17 protein-coding genes and 1 pseudogene are annotated in these 16071 nt (G+C 73.4%); 9 read left to right on the plus strand and 9 right to left on the minus strand.

From position 1 onward, the window contains the following. Positions 1 to 42 precede the first annotated feature (42 nt). The 4 genes from ABZ312_RS04585 to ABZ312_RS04600 are packed head-to-tail and all read left to right on the plus strand — an operon-like array spanning position 43 to position 3565. Positions 43 to 1428 (plus strand): ferredoxin reductase family protein, encoded by a 1386-nt coding sequence (locus ABZ312_RS04585; protein WP_500322362.1) that lies wholly within the window; start codon positions 43 to 45, stop codon positions 1426 to 1428. Between the two features lie 7 nt (positions 1429 to 1435). After that, entirely contained in the window at positions 1436 to 1972 is a 537-nt protein-coding gene (locus ABZ312_RS04590; protein ID WP_500322360.1) for an FMN-binding protein, read from the plus strand. A 2-nt stretch (positions 1973 to 1974) separates the two neighbouring features. Then, positions 1975 to 2751: an FAD:protein FMN transferase gene (locus tag ABZ312_RS04595; RefSeq protein WP_500436458.1), complete on the plus strand. Its 777-nt coding sequence runs from the start codon at positions 1975 to 1977 to the stop codon at positions 2749 to 2751. 34 nt (positions 2752 to 2785) lie between these two features. Beyond that, complete coding sequence (locus ABZ312_RS04600; RefSeq protein ID WP_500358404.1) at positions 2786 to 3565, plus strand: SDR family oxidoreductase; 780 nt, start codon at positions 2786 to 2788, stop codon at positions 3563 to 3565. A gap of 19 nt (positions 3566 to 3584) precedes the next feature. On the opposite strand, the gene ABZ312_RS04605 is transcribed toward ABZ312_RS04600, so the two are convergent. The 7 genes from ABZ312_RS04605 to ABZ312_RS04635 form a co-directional block, all read right to left on the minus strand. Then, a complete protein-coding gene (locus ABZ312_RS04605; RefSeq protein ID WP_499510863.1) occupies positions 3585 to 4121 on the minus strand; it encodes an arginine repressor in 537 nt (178 codons plus the stop codon). 7 nt (positions 4122 to 4128) lie between these two features. Further along, positions 4129 to 5346 (minus strand): acetylornithine transaminase, encoded by a 1218-nt coding sequence (locus ABZ312_RS04610; protein ID WP_500322356.1) that lies wholly within the window; start codon positions 5344 to 5346, stop codon positions 4129 to 4131. Further along, the gene (gene argB / locus ABZ312_RS04615; RefSeq protein WP_499510865.1) at positions 5343 to 6275 is read right to left on the minus strand and encodes an acetylglutamate kinase; all 933 of its coding nucleotides are present in this window, start codon (positions 6273 to 6275) and stop codon (positions 5343 to 5345) included. Before argB ends, ABZ312_RS04610 begins: the two co-directional genes overlap by 4 nt. After that, complete coding sequence (argJ, locus tag ABZ312_RS04620; RefSeq protein ID WP_500436460.1) at positions 6272 to 7423, minus strand: bifunctional glutamate N-acetyltransferase/amino-acid acetyltransferase ArgJ; 1152 nt, start codon at positions 7421 to 7423, stop codon at positions 6272 to 6274. Before argJ ends, argB begins: the two co-directional genes overlap by 4 nt. Beyond that, complete coding sequence (locus ABZ312_RS04625; protein WP_499510867.1) at positions 7420 to 7608, minus strand: hypothetical protein; 189 nt, start codon at positions 7606 to 7608, stop codon at positions 7420 to 7422. The genes argJ and ABZ312_RS04625 overlap by 4 nt, the downstream gene beginning before the upstream one ends. Continuing rightward, on the minus strand, positions 7605 to 8633 hold the full coding sequence (gene argC, locus ABZ312_RS04630; protein ID WP_500322353.1) for an N-acetyl-gamma-glutamyl-phosphate reductase: 1029 nt from the start codon (positions 8631 to 8633) through the stop codon (positions 7605 to 7607). Before argC ends, ABZ312_RS04625 begins: the two co-directional genes overlap by 4 nt. A gap of 494 nt (positions 8634 to 9127) precedes the next feature. After that, positions 9128 to 9733 carry a class I SAM-dependent methyltransferase gene (locus tag ABZ312_RS04635; RefSeq protein ID WP_500322352.1) on the minus strand — a complete coding sequence of 202 codons (606 nt, stop codon included), beginning with the start codon at positions 9731 to 9733 and terminating at the stop codon, positions 9128 to 9130. A 150-nt stretch (positions 9734 to 9883) separates the two neighbouring features. Here ABZ312_RS04635 and ABZ312_RS04640 point away from each other — a divergent pair. Continuing rightward, positions 9884 to 10099 (plus strand): annotated as a pseudogene (locus ABZ312_RS04640) (hypothetical protein); the annotation flags it as partial. A 239-nt stretch (positions 10100 to 10338) separates the two neighbouring features. Here the strand turns inward: ABZ312_RS04640 and ABZ312_RS04645 are convergent. Next, positions 10339 to 11091, minus strand: coding sequence for a LysR family transcriptional regulator substrate-binding protein (locus tag ABZ312_RS04645; protein ID WP_500322351.1), 753 nt, complete (start codon positions 11089 to 11091; stop codon positions 10339 to 10341). Between the two features lie 59 nt (positions 11092 to 11150). On the opposite strand from ABZ312_RS04645, the gene ABZ312_RS04650 reads away from it, so the two are divergent. From ABZ312_RS04650 to ABZ312_RS04665, 4 genes are all read left to right on the plus strand, one after another. Further along, complete coding sequence (locus tag ABZ312_RS04650) at positions 11151 to 11546, plus strand: DUF5997 family protein (protein WP_500322350.1); 396 nt, start codon at positions 11151 to 11153, stop codon at positions 11544 to 11546. Positions 11547 to 12139: 593 nt separating this feature from the next. After that, positions 12140 to 13600: an aldehyde dehydrogenase family protein gene (locus ABZ312_RS04655; protein WP_500436462.1), complete on the plus strand. Its 1461-nt coding sequence runs from the start codon at positions 12140 to 12142 to the stop codon at positions 13598 to 13600. Between the two features lie 32 nt (positions 13601 to 13632). Continuing rightward, positions 13633 to 14376: a nucleotidyltransferase domain-containing protein gene (locus ABZ312_RS04660; protein ID WP_500436464.1), complete on the plus strand. Its 744-nt coding sequence runs from the start codon at positions 13633 to 13635 to the stop codon at positions 14374 to 14376. A 95-nt stretch (positions 14377 to 14471) separates the two neighbouring features. Further along, a complete protein-coding gene (locus ABZ312_RS04665) occupies positions 14472 to 14675 on the plus strand; it encodes a DUF1918 domain-containing protein (protein ID WP_499510881.1) in 204 nt (67 codons plus the stop codon). 82 nt (positions 14676 to 14757) lie between these two features. On the opposite strand, the gene ABZ312_RS04670 is transcribed toward ABZ312_RS04665, so the two are convergent. Beyond that, positions 14758 to 16047: a glycoside hydrolase family 10-like protein gene (locus ABZ312_RS04670; RefSeq protein WP_500436466.1), complete on the minus strand. Its 1290-nt coding sequence runs from the start codon at positions 16045 to 16047 to the stop codon at positions 14758 to 14760. Positions 16048 to 16071 lie beyond the last annotated feature (24 nt).

Genomic DNA, 16071 nt, shown 5'->3' on the forward strand with positions numbered 1-16071 from the left:
CGGGCTTTGAGCAGGGGCGCGGAGCCGTGCGTACCCATGCGCATGGCGGCCACGACCACGATGATCCACAACAGCAGGGCGGGCAGGCGGCAGGCCATGCGCCGGATCCGGCCCCGCCGTTCCCCCGCGATCCCGCTGCTCCTGCTGGCCTGGGCGGGCGCCGCCGGGGTCGTGTGGCTGTGGTGGGGCAACACCCCCTACATCCAGCCGACCACGGCCGGCTGGCTCACCGCGGCGGGCCGGATCACCGGCCTGCTCGGCGGCTACGCCATCGCCCTGGTCGTCCTGCAGATGGCGCGCGTCCCCGCGCTGGAGCGGCGTGTGGGCAGCGACCGGGTAGCCCGCTGGCACGCGATGAGCGGCCGGTACGCCGTCTGCCTGGTCGTCGTCCACGTCGCGCTCATCCTGTGGGGTTACTCCGAGCAGTCCGGGCAGCCGCTCGTACAGCAGTCGGTCTCCGTGGTCCTGGACTACCCGCGGATGATCGAGGCGACGGCCGGCACCGTGCTGCTGCTGGTCATCGGCTTCGTCTCGGCGGGCGTCCTGCGCCGCCGGCTGCGCTACGAGACCTGGTACTACGTCCACCTGCTGACCTACGCAGCGGTCTACCTGACCTTCTGGCACCAATTGGCCACCGGTGCCGAGTTCGCCGGCAGCGCCACCGCGCGCGGCATCTGGTACGCGCTGTACGGCTCGGTGACGGGGCTGGTCCTCTGGTACCGGGTGCTGGTGCCGGTCCGGCTCAACATGAGGCACCGCATGCGGGTCGCGGAGACCGTCGAGGAGGCGCCGGGCGTGGTCTCGGTGCTGATCACGGGACGCAGGCTGCACCGCCTGGGCGCCGAGCCCGGCCAGTTCTTCCGCTGGCGCTTCCTCGCCCCGGGGCTGCGCTGGAGCGCCAACCCGTACTCGCTGTCGGCGCCGCCCCGGCCCGACCTGCTGCGGATCACCGTCAAGGCGGTGGGCGGCCACAGCTCCGCGCTGGCCTCGCTCGAACCCGGCACACGGGTGTGGGCCGAGGGCCCCTACGGCGCCATGACGGCCGCCCGCCGCCGCGGCGGCAAGGTGCTGCTGCTGGCGGGCGGCGCCGGGATCACCCCGCTGCGGGCGCTGTTCGAGACGCTGCCGGCCGCGCCCGGCGACCTCACGCTGCTGTACCGGGCCCGCAGCAGGCAGGACCTCGCGCTGTGGGCGGAGCTGGAGGAGATCGCCGCCGAACGCGGCGCACGCCTGGTGTACGCGGTGAACGGACCCGGCGGCGCCCGCCCGGAGATCACCGCGCAGGGACTGCGGCGGATGCTGCCGGACATCGACCGGCACGACGTGTACCTGTGCGGCCCCCCGGGGCTGGCCGAGGAGTCGTACTCCGCGCTGCGCGAGGCGGGAGTGCCCGAACGCCGTATCCACCACGAGTCCTTCGAGATGTGAGGTCCGAGTGAAGAAGAAGCACCCGCTGCGCCGGATCCTCCTGAGCAGCGTGACGACCGTCTCCGGGGTCGTGCTGCTGCTCGCCCTGAAGCCGACGACGGCGCCCTTCACCTCGCAGGCCGGGGCCCCGGCACAGCAGGTGCCGCCGGTCTCCGCGGCCCCCTCGCCCGCCGGCCCGGACCCGTCGGTGCCGGTGGCCTCGGCCCCGGCGGACGGACGCGGCACCGGCGGGGCGCGGGCCCCGGGGAAGCAGGGTGGCGCGCCCGCGCGGAAGACCGTCACCGGGGACGTCGCGCAGACCAGCTACGGCCCCGTCCAGGTCAAGATCACGGTCGACGGGGGGCGGATCGTCTCGGCCGCGGCCGTCCAGGCGCCCGCGGGCACCCCCACCAGCGACCAGCTCACCGCCAGCGCCGTCCCGCAGCTCGACCGGGCCGCGGTCACCGCCCAGAGCGCGCAGATCGACACCGTCTCCGGTGCCTCCTTCACCAGCGAGGGCTACCGCAAGTCGCTGCAGAGCGCCCTGGACAAGGCCGGTGCCTGACGATGTCCGACAACCCCCCGCGCCTGCGGCACGTGGAGCACTGCATGGGGACGGTGTTCTCCTTCGACGTGCGCGGTGCCCGCGAGCCGCGCGTCCGGGCGGCCCTGGACGAGGCGGTGGCGGGCCTGCACCAGGTCGACGCGGTGTTCTCCACCTTCCGGGCCGACAGCGAGATCAGCCGGCTGGGCCGTGGTGAACTCGCCCTCGCGCAGTGCTCACGCGAGGTGCGCGAGGTCCTGGGGCTGTGCGAGGACGCCGAGCGCCGCACCGACGGCTGGTTCACCCCGCGCTACGCGGGCCCCGGCACCGCGCTCGACCCCACCGGCCTGGTCAAGGGCTGGGCGGTCGAGCGGGCCGCCACGACGATCGCGGCGGCGGGCGCCGGGAAGGTCTGCCTCAACGGCGGCGGCGACGTCCAGCTGACCGGCGGCCCCTGGCGGGTCGGCATCGCCGATCCGCTGCGGCCCGGGGGGCTGGCCACCGTCGTCGAGGCGGACGGCGAGCTGGCCGTCGCCACCTCCGGTCCCGCCGAACGCGGCTGCCACATCCTCGACCCGCACACGGGTGCGCCGCCCGCCGGGGGACTCGCGTCGCTCACCGTGGTGTGCGCGTCCCTCACCGAGGCGGACACCTGGGCGACGGCCGGCTACGCCATGGGCGGCCGGGCCCGGGAGTGGCTGGAAGGACTCCCCGAAGTGGAGGCCTTCGCCGTCGACCCCGACGGCACGACCTGGCACACCTCGGGATTCGGGCGTTTCGTCGCCAAGTTGAGCGCTTGACGATCAGCTGTTCCAGGTGGCAAGAATGCGTCACATGGATCTGCAACTGAACGGCAAGGTCGTGCTGGTCACCGGAGGGTCCGACGGACTCGGCGCGGCCCTTGTCCGGCGGCTGACCGCCGAGGGCGCCAAGGTGGCGCTGTGCGGACGTGACCCCGAGCGCATCGAGCACGTGGTGAAGGAACTGGGCGCCACCGGCGCCGACGTACTGGGCGTGCCGGCCGACGTCACCCGCCCCGAGGACCTCGAGCGCTTCGTCGCCGCCGCCGACGGGCGCTGGGGACGGATCGACGCCGTGGTCAACAACGCCGGGCGCAGCGCGGCCGGCTTCTTCGAGCGCCAGGACGACTCGGTGTGGGAGGAGGACCTGCAGCTGAAGCTGCACGCCGCGGTGCGGCTGACCCGGCTGGCACTCCCCCACCTGCGCGCCGCGGGGGGCGGCAGCGTCGTCAACACCCTCGCCGTCTCCGCCAAGTCCCCCGGCGCGGGCAGCACCCCGACCTCGGTCTCCCGCGCGGCCGGCCTCGCGCTGACCAAGGCGCTGTCCAAGGAGCTCGGGCCCGACAACATCCGGGTCAACGCCGTGCTCGTCGGCCTGGTCGAGAGCGGCCAGTGGACCCGGCAGGCCGAGGAGCGCGGGATCACCGTCGAGGAGCTGTACGCCACGATGGGCCGCGAGTCCGGCATCCCCCTGGGCCGGGTGGGCCGCGCCGAGGAGTTCGCGGACCTGGTGGCCTTCCTGCTGTCCGGCCGGGCCGGCTACGTCACCGGCACCGGCATCAACTTCGACGGGGGCCTGAGCCCCGTCGTCTGACCGGGCCCGGGGCCCGGTCCTAACCGCCCGCGGCCAGGCGCAGCAGGTGGTCGGCGACCGCCTGCCCGCCGGCCGGGTCGCGGCTGATCAGCATGACCGTGTCGTCGCCCGCGATCGTGCCGAGGATGTCGTACACCTCGGCCTGGTCGATCGCGGAGGCGAAGAACTGCGCCGCGCCGGGCGGGGTGCGGACGACGACGAGGTTGGCCGAGGCCTCCGCGGAGATCAGCAGTTCTCCGGCGAGGCGGCTCATCCGCTCCTCCTTCACCGACTCCCCGAGCGGCGCCATGGGGGTGCGGAAACCGCCCTCGCTGGGCACGGCGTAGATGAGTTCGCCGTTGTTGGTGCGGATCTTCACCGCGCCCAGTTCGTCGAGGTCACGGGAGAGCGTCGCCTGGGTGACGCTCAGCCCGTCGTCGGAGAGCAGCTTGGCGAGCTGGCTCTGGGACCGCACCGGCAGCCGGTTGAGGATGTCGACGATCCGCCGGTGGCGTGCCATCCGGGTCTGCGGTACGGCGGCGGCTCCCCCGCCGGCCTGCTGCTGCGCCTCGCTCATCGTCGTGTCATTCTCCGGATCGGTGTCCCTCTGCGGCATGTACGGCGTCGAGGACACCCGGCAGCGCCCCCAGGAACGCGTCCACCTCGGCGTCACCGAGGATCAGCGGCGGGGCGAGCCGCACCGTGTCGGGTACGGCGGCGTTCACCAGGAGTCCGGCGTCCTGAGCCGCCTTCTGCACCTGCGCGGAGAGCGGCTCGGTGAGCACGATACCCAGCAGGAGGCCCGCACCGCGCACGTGATCGACCAGAGGGTGGTCCAGCGCCTCGACGCCCTGGCGCAGTTTCTCGCCCTGGCGCTTGACGTTGTCCAGCACGCCCTCCTGGGCGATGGTGTCCAGGACGGCCAGCGCCGCGGCGCAGGCCACCGGGTTGCCGCCGAAGGTGGTGCCGTGCTGACCGGGAGTCAGCAGCTCGGCCGCGGGGCCGAAGGCGAGCGTGGCGCCGATGGGCAGGCCGCCGCCGAGCGCCTTGGCGAGGGTGACGACGTCCGGCTCGACGCCCTGCGCCTGGTGCTCGAACCAGTGGCCGGTGCGGCCGATGCCGGTCTGCACCTCGTCCATGACGAGCAGGGTGCCGGTGGCGCGGGTGATCTCCCGGGCGGCGGCCAGGTATCCGGCCGGGGGCACGATGACGCCGTTCTCGCCCTGGACGGGCTCGAGCATCACCAGCGCGGTCCGCTCGGTGACGGCGGCGCGCAGCGCGTCGGCGTCGCCGTAGGGCACATGGGTGACGTCACCGGGCAGGGGGCGGAAGGACTCCTGCTTCCCCGGCTGCCCGGTGAGCGCGAGCGCGCCCATGGTGCGGCCGTGGAAGCCGCCGTCGGTGGCCACCATGTGCGTACGGCCCGTCAGCCGGCCGATCTTGAAGGCGGCTTCGTTGGCCTCGGCGCCGGAGTTGCAGAACAGCACACGGCCGGGCCGGCCGGACAGCTGGAGCAGCCGCTCGGCGAGGGCGACCGTGGGCTCGGCGATGAAGAAGTTCGAGACGTGGCCGAGGGTCGCGATCTGCTCGGAGACCGCGCGGACGACGGCGGGGTGGGCGGTGCCGAGGGCGTTGACCGCGATGCCGCCGAGGAAGTCCAGGTACTCGTTGCCGTCGGCGTCCCAGTACCGGGCGCCCTCGCCGCGGACCAGGGGCAGCCGCGGGGTGCCGTAGTTGTCCATCAGGGAGCCCTGCCAGCGCCGTGTGAGCGCCTCGTTCCCCTGGTCGCCGGTCCCGGTCATGCCCGTTCCCCTTCGTTCCGCGATGTGCCGCCCGCCGTGTCGACGCCGTCGGGTACCACCATCGTGCCGATTCCCTCGTCGGTGAAGATCTCCAGCAGGATCGAGTGCTGGACCCGCCCGTCGATGACCCGGGCGGTGTGGACGCCGTTGCGCACCGCGTGCAGGCACCCCTCCATCTTGGGCACCATGCCGCTGGACAGCTCGGGCAGCAGTTTCTCCAGCTCGCTCGCGGTGAGCCGGCTGATCACCTCGTCGCTGTTCGGCCAGTCCTCGTACAGGCCCTCGACGTCCGTGAGGACCATCAGGGTCTCCGCGCCGAGCGCGGCCGCGAGCGCCGCCGCGGCGGTGTCGGCGTTGACGTTGTAGATGTGGCCGTCGTCGGCGCTGCGGGCGATGGAGGAGACGACCGGGATGCGGCCGTCGTCCAGCAGGGCCCGGATGGCACCGGTGTCGATCTCGGTGATCTGCCCGACCCGGCCGATGTCGACGGCCTCGCCGTCGATCATCGGGCGGTGCCGGGTCGCGCTGATGGTGTGGGCGTCCTCACCGGTCAGGCCGACGGCGAGCGGGCCGTGCTGGTTGAGCAGGTTGACCAGCTCGCGCTGCACCTGCCCGGCGAGCACCATGCGGACGACGTCCATGGCCTCCGGGGTGGTGACCCGCAGCCCCGCCTTGAACTCGCTGACCAGGCCCTGCTTGTCGAGCTGCGCGCTGATCTGCGGGCCGCCGCCGTGCACCACGACCGGCTTGAGGCCGGCGTGCCGCAGGAAGACGACGTCCTGGGCGAAGGCCGCCTTCAGCTCCTCGTCGACCATGGCGTTGCCGCCGAACTTGATGACGACCGTTTTGCCGTGGTGCCGGGTCAGCCAGGGCAGCGCCTCGATCAGGATCTGCGCCTTGGGCAGGGCCGTGTGCTTGCGGGCGCTCATGAGCTGTAGGCGCTGTTCTCGTGGACGTACTCGGCGGTCAGGTCGTTGGTCCAGATGGTCGCGGTCTCGGTGCCGGCGGCGAGGTCGGCGGTGATGTGGACCTCGCGGTAGCGCATGTCGACCAGCTCGCGGTCCTCGCCGACGGAGCCGGACTTGCAGACCCACACGCCGTTGATCGCGACGTTGAGGCGGTCCGGCTCGAAGGCGGCGGAGGTGGTGCCGATCGCCGAGAGCACCCGGCCCCAGTTGGGGTCCTCGCCGTGGATCGCGCACTTGAGGAGGTTGTTGCGGGCGATGGAGCGGCCCACCTCGACGGCGTCGTCCTCGGTCGCCGCGTTGACGACCTCGATCTTGATGTCCTTGGAGGCGCCTTCGGCGTCGCGGATCAGCTGGCGGGCGAGGTCGGCGCAGACCTGCTCGACGGCGGCGGCGAACGGCTCCGGTGCGGGGGTGACGCCGGAGGCACCGGAGCCGAGCAGCAGCACCGTGTCGTTGGTCGACATGCAGCCGTCGGAGTCGGCCCGGTCGAAGGTGGTGCGGGTGGCGGCGCGCAGCGCCCCGTCGAGGGCGGCGGAGTCCAGGTCGGCGTCGGTGGTGAGGACGACCAGCATGGTGGCCAGGCCCGGTGCGAGCATGCCCGCGCCCTTGGCCATGCCGCCGACCGTCCAGCCCTCGCCCTCGTACACGGCGGTCTTGTGGACGGTGTCGGTGGTCTTGATGGCGATGGCGGCCTTCTCGCCGCCGTGGGCGGAGAGCTCGGCCGCCGCCTTGGCGACGCCCGGCAGCAGCTTGTCCATAGGCAGCCGGACGCCGATCAGCCCGGTGGAGCAGACGGCGACCTCCCCCGCGCTCTGCCCGAGGGCGTCGGCGACCGCCTCGGCGGTGGCGTGGGTGTCCTGGAAGCCCAGGGGGCCCGTACAGGCGTTGGCGCCACCGGAGTTGAGGACGACGGCGGAGACCTGACCGCCCTTGAGGACCTGCTCCGACCACAGGACGGGGGCGGCCTTGACGCGGTTGGAGGTGAAGACGCCGGCCGCGGCGAGCCGCGGACCGTTGTTCACCACGAGGGCGAGGTCCGGGTTGCCGTTCTCCTTGATCCCGGCGGCGATACCCGCCGCCGTGAATCCCTGTGCTGCCGTGACGCTCACTGTGTCGTCTCCTTGTCCGCTTCTGGGCCGACGCACCGCAGGGGCGCGGCCTTCGCCGTGATGTCGGTGTACGGCCCGGTCACCGGGGCCGTGCCGGGCGCGTCGGCCCCCGCGCCGCAGGGCGCGGCCCGGGTGAGCAGCTCGGCGACGGCGCGGCGGGCGCGGGCGGCGGGGCGGGGGGTCATGGTGCGACCCCCGCGGTGCTCAGGCCCAGTCCCTCGGGGAGGCCGAGCGCGATGTTCATGCTCTGCACCGCGCCGCCGGCGGTCCCCTTGGTGAGGTTGTCGATGGCGCTGACGACGACGACCCGGCCGGCGGCCTCGTCGTACGCGACCTGGATCAGCGCGGCGTTCGAGCCGTACACGGCGGCGGTGGCGGGCCACTGGCCCTCCGGCAGCAGGTGCGCGAACGGTTCGTCGGCCAGCGCCTTCTCGTAGGCGCCCCGTACGGCGTCGGCGGTGGTGCCGGGCCTGGCCTTGGCGCTGCAGGTGGCGAGGATGCCGCGGGGCATCGGCGCCAGCGTCGGGGTGAAGGAGACGCAGACCCGCTCCCCGGCCACCCCGGAGAGGTTCTGGATCATCTCGGGGGTGTGCCGGTGCGTACCGCCGACGCCGTACGGGGTCATGTTGCCCATGACCTCGCTGCCCAGCAGGTGCGGCTTGGCGGCCTTGCCCGCACCGGAGGTGCCGGACGCGGCGACGACGACGGCCTCGGGCTCCACCAGGCCCGCCGCGTACGCGGGGAAGAGCGCGAGCGTGACCGCGGTGGGGTAGCAACCGGGCACCGCGATGCGCCTGGAGCCCGCCAGCGCGGCGCGCGCACCCGGCAGCTCCGGAAGGCCATACGGCCACGTGCCCGCGTGCGGGGAGCCGTAGAACCGCTCCCAGTCCGCGGCGTCCTCGAGCCGGAAGTCGGCGCCGCAGTCGACGACGAGGGCCGTGTCACCGAGCTGCTCGGCGACGGCGGCCGACTGCCCGTGCGGCAGCGCGAGGAAGACGACGTCGTGTCCGGCCAGCGCCTCCACGTCGGTCGCCTCCAGGACGCGGTCGGCCAGCGGCAGCAGATGCGGCTGCAGGCCGCCGAGGCGCTGCCCGGCGTTGGTGTTCCCGGTGAGCGCGCCGATCTCGATCTCGGGGTGGTTCAGCAACAGGCGCAGGATCTCCCCGCCCGCGTACCCGCTCGCTCCCGCCACCGCTGCCCGGAATGCCATGGACCCTCCTCGTCGATGGCATGACTATACGGCGCCCGGAAGTTTTATGCAAAGCTTTTCGGCCCGTTCCGGCCCCGCCGCCTATGACGAGGCTCTGCGCATGGCCCCTCAGGACGATAGTTGGCCCTCGCTCCGGACTCGCCACTACCACGTGAACATGCCGAGACGACCGGTATGGCTTCGTGCGGCCAAGTCGGGTCGGCGGGACACCGGCCACAGGCGTTCGCCCCAGACCGTGTCCTGTGCGGTGAGGATCAGAGGACCGCCCGCCGCGACCGCTCGGTAAGGCTCGGCCCCGGGTACGCAGACGGTCACCAACCACGGCAAGTCACCCTCCGGACCGGCCACCACCACCGGTGCCGTGAAAGCGCCACTGACCGCCTGGCGCGCTCAGTACGGATGGACGACCTTCAGCGCCACAGCCCGCCCGGCAAGCAAACGGCCCAAGAACACGCGACCCATACCGCCTGCACCAAGACGGCTTCCGGGATCTTTCAGCGCCGGTGGACGCTGACCGCGTAGCCGCCGCCCTCATAAGGGTCGGCGTCCCAGGTGGCGAAGCGGTCGACGAAGGCGAGGCTCGCCGCAGCGCAATAGGTGTCGTACTCCGGCAGCGTGATGCTTGGCGGCACCGGCAGGTGGGCCTCATCCAAGCCGAATCCGGAGACGAACAGACCCCCCGGGCGCAGCACCGCGGCCAGTCGGCTGACGGCCGCCGCCTCGGTACCTGTGGCGAGAAGCGGGAAAATGTTGCCGGCGGCGACCACGAGGTCGAAGCCCGCAGCGGCATGAACATCGGCCGGGGCAAAATCGGTCAGGTCGGCCCGGATCCACGTCAGGTCCGGCGCTTCCCTGCGGGCCACCGCCAGCATGGACTCATCGAGATCCACCCCGACACAGTCGTACCCGAGCTCCGCGAGCCGGATCATGACCCGTCCGGTACCGCACCCGGCGTCCAGCACCCGCGCTCCCACGGGCACGAGCGCGGCGCAGAATCGCGCCTCACCATGCATGTCCTTGCCGCCGTCGGCCACAACCGCCAGACGCGCGGCGTAGTCCTCTCCGGAGCTCCCACCAGTCAGCTCTTCCCAGCGATTCATGACGGCAAGGCTAGTCAAGCGGAACGATCACTCTGCCATCGCCCTCGGATGCCAGGGAAAGCCGGCGCCGAGTTCCCGGCCCGAACCCTGTCCGACCCCTGCGCGCCACGCGCTTGGCCCTGCGTCCGAGGTGACAAGACCTGGGCGAAGTCAACCCAGTCCACCGTCGACGAACATCGCGCCCTCGGCGTCTTCGCTGCCAACCCGGACACGGTGTTGGAGATCGGCCCTGGGTCCGGACGGTACCTGGAGAAGACGCTGAGAGAGTGTTCACCAGGCCGCTACGAGATCTACGAGACGGCAGCTCCCTGGGCCGCCTACCTGGTGGACGCGTTCAGCGTGGTCGCCCAGCCGACCGCAGAATCCCCGCGGCGCACCCCGTACGGGGCCGACCTGGCTCTCGGGGTGGGGCTGGTCGGCGGCCCCGGCACCGGCAACGGCCTCGTCGCATCGCGGCCACTGCTGATGGATGTCAGATCCGCCAACTGTCGTTCGTCGTCACAGCCGCCCTGGGGCCGGTGGGGCGCCCCGGAGTCCGGCGAGTCTCGGCACCCCGGTCGGCGTCCGGACCTCCGGCCGGTGGCGGCCGCGTGCCCTCACCGCGTCTACGAGCGGCGGCGGGGCTTGCCGCGCTTCGCGGGGCGGGGGGTCTTGGCGGACGTACGGCCGGACGACCTGCCCGCCGCCGGCTTGCGGCGCGCCGCCCCCTCCTCGGGGCGCTGCTTCTTCGGCTGCGGCTGGGCCTGGGTGCGGCCGCGGGTGCTGTTGACGGTGCGGCCGCGCACGATGCCGATGAAGTCCTCGACCCGGTCGGTCGTGGTGTCCTCGCGCCACGACAGGGCCACCCGCGACTGCGGGGCGTCGACCACCGTGCGGTAGGTGAGGTCGCGGCGGTGGTGCAGGCGCGCCAGCGACTGCGGCACGACCAGCACCCCCACGCCCGCCGCGACGAGCTCGACGGCGTCCGCGGTCGTGGCCGGGCGCTCGATCGCGGGCCGCCCGGGGGGTTGCTCCCACTCCAGGGTGTCGTCGAGGGGGTGGAACACCACGTCGTCGGCCAGGTCCGCCAGCGACACCTCCTCGGCGGCCGCCACGAGGTGGTCCTTGGGGACGACGACGACCGTCGTCTCCGTGTAGAGGGGGATGGCGCTGAGGTCCGTCCGGTCGATCGGCAGCCGTACGAAGCCCGCGTCCGCGTCGAGGCCGCGGAGCATCCCGGGGACCTCGGCGGCCGTGACCATGACGAGCTCGAGCGGGACGTCCGGCAGCCGTTCCTGCCAGATCCGCACCCATTTGGCGGGGGTCACGCCCGGGACGTAGGCGAGGCGGAACGAGGGGGGAGCTTCCGAGCCGGTCATCCGGCCAGGCTACCCCGGCGCCGGTCGGGGACCGCTCCCGCGATCGATATCCTTGAGGCATGACGTCGCACCAATCCGCCCAGACCATGAAGCCCGCCACGGCGGCGAAGAAGCTGGGTGTGTACCTCGAGGCCACCCCCGCCGAGTTCCGGGAGGGCGTCGTGTCGCGCGACGAGCTGAACGCGCTGCAGGCCGACCCGCCCGAGTGGCTCCGGGAGCTGCGCCGCAACGGCCCGCACCCGCGCCCGGTGGTGGCGGCGAAGCTGGGCATCTCCAACTCCGGCCTCGCCCGCGGCGGGGTCACCGAGGCGCTCACCACGGAGCAGATCGAGGCCCTGAAGCAGGAAGAGCCCGAGTGGCTGCAGAAGGAGCGCGCCACCCAGGCCGAGGTCCGCAAGGAGGCCGCACGCCTCAAGGAGCGCGACGCGGAGCGCGCCGGCGGCGCCGACGCCTGACGTCCCCCTCTCGCCTCCGTACGCCGCCCCGCGCCCACCGCGCGGGGCGGCGTCGTTCCGGCTCGCCACCCGGACCCGCCGGCGGCTTGGGCACCGCTGGGGGTACCCGCGCCGTCTGCCAGGCGGCCGACCGGCGCAGCCGCCGGTCGCCCCCGCGCGCGGCTACTTGCCGGCCCCGTTCCCCCTCGTCGTCATCGCCTGGGCGACCGATGATCCCGAGTCCGTCAGCTTCACGGTGCAGCGCCGCTTCGCGCTCTCCCCGGCGCGCCGCGCCGTGAGCGCTCGCCGGGCGGCGGCCACCTCCTCGCAGGTGCCGTCTCTCCCGACGGCGGGTTGACGACGCGCCGAGGACCGATCTTCGGGAGCCGCGGCCCGAGCGCCGTCCCGGCCTTCCGGCGGACCGGGCGCAGGCCACCGTCGCCTCGCGGAGCGAAGGCCGGACCCCGGCGCGGGCTGGCTCCCGCCACCTCCACAAAGCGCGTTCCGGTCCGTTGACAGCGCCGTGGGCGCGTCGCAGACTCGGTGCTCAAACGTTCAATGAACGATAGTTCACTGTGCGAACGAGGGCGTTCGCGTGCCAGACAGGGGCTGCCATGACCATCACCCGCGAACTGCTGATCGGCGGCAAGGACGTCCCGGCCGTCTCCGGACGCACGGCCGAGGACGTGAGCCCCTTCACCGGGGAGGTGTACGCGACCGTGGCCGCCGGGGGTGCGGAGGACATCACCCGGGCGGTGGACGCGGCCGAGGCCGCGTTCCCGGAGTGGGCGGCGCTCAGCCCGTTCGCACGGCGCAAGATCTTCCTGACCGCGGCCGACCTGCTGGAGGCCCGCACCGAGCAGGCCGCCGAGATCATGGCGCACGAGGCCGGCGGCACGCGCCTCTGGGCGTACTTCAACGTCGGGCTGGCCGCCAACATCCTGCGCGAGGTGGCCGCCGCCGTCACCGCGCCGCGCGGTGAGGTGCTCAGCGCGCAGGAGGAGGGCGTCCTCGGCATGGCGGTGCGCGAGCCGGTCGGCGTCGTGGGCGCCTTCGCTCCGTGGAACGCCCCGGTCATCCTGGGTGTCCGCGCGGTCGCCGCGCCGCTGGCGGCGGGCAACACGGTGGTGGTGAAGCCGAGCGAGGACGCCCCGGTGGCCTGCGGCCTGTTCGTCGCGGACGTGCTGCGCGAGGCCGGGCTGCCCGACGGCGTGCTGAACGTGGTGACCAACGCCCGTGAGGACGCGGCGGAGGTCGCCGAGGCCCTCATCGCCGACCCGAGGGTCCGCATCGTCAACTTCACCGGGTCGACCGAGGTCGGGCGGATCATCGGCACCCATGCCGCGCGCCACCTCAAGCCCGCCGTGCTGGAGCTCGGCGGCAAGAACGCGATCGTCGTGCTGGACGACGCCGACGTGGACTACGCCGTCGACGCCGCCGTCTTCGGCGTCTTCCTCAACTCCGGGCAGATCTGCATGTCCGGCGACCGGATCCTCGTCCACGAGAGCCTCGCCGAGGAGTTCACGGCCAAGTTCGCCGCCAAGGTCGGCACGCTGCCCTCGGGCGACCCCTCGCACCCGCACACCGTGATCGGCCCGCTGGTGAGCTCCGCCTCCGCGCGGCGCGTCGCGGAGCTGGTGCGGGACGCGGTCGCCAAGGGCGCCACCGTGCTGACCGGCGGCGGTGAGCCAGACGGCGCGGTGCACCCGGCCACCGTGCTGCGGGACGTGCCCAAGGACGCGGAGGTCTACTACGGGGAGGCCTTCGGCCCCGTCGTCACCGTGGCCTCCTTCGCCGACGACGACGAGGCCGTGGCCCTGGCCAACGACACCGACCACGGTCTGACCGCGGGCGTCATCACGGAGAACGGCACCCACGGGCTCGCCGTCGCCCGCCGGCTGCGCACCGGCATCGTGCACGTCAACGACCAGTCCGTGGCGGACGAACCGCAGGCGCCGTTCGGCGGCTTCAAGGCCTCCGGCTACGGCCGCTTCGGCGGCCGCTGGGGCCTGGAGGCGTTCTCCAACACCCGCTGGGTCACCCTGGCCACGCAGCAGGCGCACTACCCGTTCTGAACCCCGTGGTGAGCGGGGCGTAGGGTCCGACCATGGACGATCCGGTCGGCGCGGCCCGCGCCCTGCTCGCAGAACGCTTCCCCGACGCCCTGGCGGGCTTCCTGGGCGGGTCCACGGCCCGCGGTGAGGGGACGGCGACGTCCGACCTGGACGTGGTCGTCGTCCTCGATCCGCCCGCCGGGTGCCACGCGGAATCGTTCACCTGGGGCTCCTGGCCGGTCGAGCTCTTCGTGCACACCACCGAGTCGCTGCCTGCCTTCATGGGGTGGGACCGCGACCGCGGCAGCGGCACGATGGCGTTCATGTGCGCGCGGGGCGTCGTCCTGCTCGACCGCGACGGCACCGCCGCCCGGCTGCGCGACACGGCGGAGCGCATCCTCGCCGCCGGGCCGCCCGCCGTCCCGGACTCCGAGCGCGACCACCGGCGCTACGCCGTCACCGACCTGCGCGACGACCTCCTCGGCGCCCGGGACGAGGAGGAACTCCTCGCCGTGGCCGCTGCCCTGCTGGACCGCGCCGCCGAGCTGCTGCTTGCTACGCGCGGCCACTGGCGCGGTGGCGGCAAGTGGCTGCCGCGCCGGCTGCGCGAGGCCGAGCCCGAGCTCGCGGGGCTCCTGCTCGGCGGTTACCGGGATCTCGTCCGCGGCGGCCCGCGCGAGCCCTTCGCCGCGGCGGTCGACGCGGTGCTGCACGCCTGCGGCGGCCCGCTGTGGGCGGGTTACCGGCGCACCCCCGACCCGCGCATGCTGGCGGAACTCGGCCTGCGGCCGGACTGAGCCCCGGGCGGCGTTCCAGAGGGTGCGGAGCGGACGCCCGAACCTAGACTGGAGGGGCAAGGCTGCGGACCGCCGAGTTCTCAGGAGGTCTACCGATGCACGCGAACAAGGGTGACCGGGTCAGGCAGCACGGGCGGGTAGTCGGCCAGCACGACAAGGTGGCCGAGATCGTCGAGGTCATGGGGCAGGAGGGCGAGCCGCCGTACCGCGTCCGGTACGACGACGGGCACGAGTGCATCCTGTCCCCAGGACCGGACTCGACGGTGGAGCACGGGCGGGGCGCGACCCCGACCCGCTGAACCGTTCCGCACCGGATCGTGCCGGACCGCGGCCGTCGCACCATGCGGCCGCGGTCCCGCTCGACGGCTCCCGCGCCCCCGGTCAGGGGCGGGGCGTGCGGACCCGCGTCGTGTAGTGGTCGGCGACGACCCGGGACATCGCGCCGATGGGGTCGGCGGCGACCTCCTTGGCGGAGAAGAAGACGTTGCCGAGCACCTGGGGATGGTTCCGGTCCAGTTCGAGGTGGCGGGAGAGTTCGGCCGGGTCCTGCCAGGCCTTGGCCTCGCCCGCGGCGCCCGCGCGGTACAGGGCCTCGCCGATGTAGAGCTGGACGCGGGTGCCGTCGACGACCTGGGCCCACCAGGGCACGAGCGTGGCGTAGTCGGCGACGTCGAAGCCGATGTGCCAGTACACCTGCGGGACGATGTAGTCGATCCAGCCCTTGCGGACCCAGCCGCGCGTGTCGGCGTAGAGGTCGTCGTACGTCTGGACCCCGCCGCGGGTGTCGGAGCCGCGCGGGTCCGTGCGGCGGTTGCGCCAGACGGCGAAGGGGCTGACGCCGAAGCGGGTGGCGGGGCGGAGCGCCCGGATGCGGGCGGCGGTCTCGCTGACGAGCAGGTCGATGTTGTCGCGCCGCCAGGACGCGAGGTCGTCGAAGCCCTCCCCGTACCGGGCGAAGGCGTCGTCGTCGGCGAAGTGCCGGCCGGCGACCGGATAGGGGTAGAAGTAGTCGTCCCAGTGCACCCCGTCGAGGGGGTAGCGGCGGACGGCGTCGAGCATGGCGTCCTGCACGAAGCGCCGCACCTGGGGGATCCCCGGGTTGTAGTAGAGCTTGCCGCCGTAGGCGACGAGCCAGTCGGGGTTGACCCGGGCCGGGTGGTCCGGGGAGAGCCGTTCCGGGTCGTCGTGGGTGGCGACGCGGAACGGGTTGAACCAGGCGTGCAGTTCCAGCCCGCGCGCGTGCGCCTCCGCCACGGCCGTGCCGAGCGGGTCCCAGCCGGGGTCCCGCCCCTGGACACCGGTCAGGAACTCCGACCAGGGCTCGTACGGGGATGGCCACAGCGCGTCGGCGGTCGGCCGGACCTGCATGACGACCGCGTTGAGGCGCCGCTCGACGGCGAGGTCGAGGAAGCCGACGAGTTCGTCGTGCTGCTGACGGGCCGACAGCCCGCGGGCCGAGGGCCAGTCGCGGTTGGCGACCGTCGCCAGCCACATGCCGCGGAACTGCCCCGTCGCGCCGGCTCCGCCCGTCACGGCCCCGGCCGGGCCCGTCGCCGCCGCGGCCGCCCCGGCCGCCCCCTCCGCCGCCCTCGCGACCTCGCCCGCGGCGAGTACGCTGCCCAGTGCCCCGGCGGCGCCCGCGGCGAAGCTCCTGCGTGAGAGTCGGCGCATGGCTGTCCCCTGATCGCCCGTCAT

It is taken from the genome of Streptomyces sp. NPDC006207 (assembly GCF_040613835.1).
GTDB lineage: Bacteria > Actinomycetota > Actinomycetes > Streptomycetales > Streptomycetaceae > Actinacidiphila.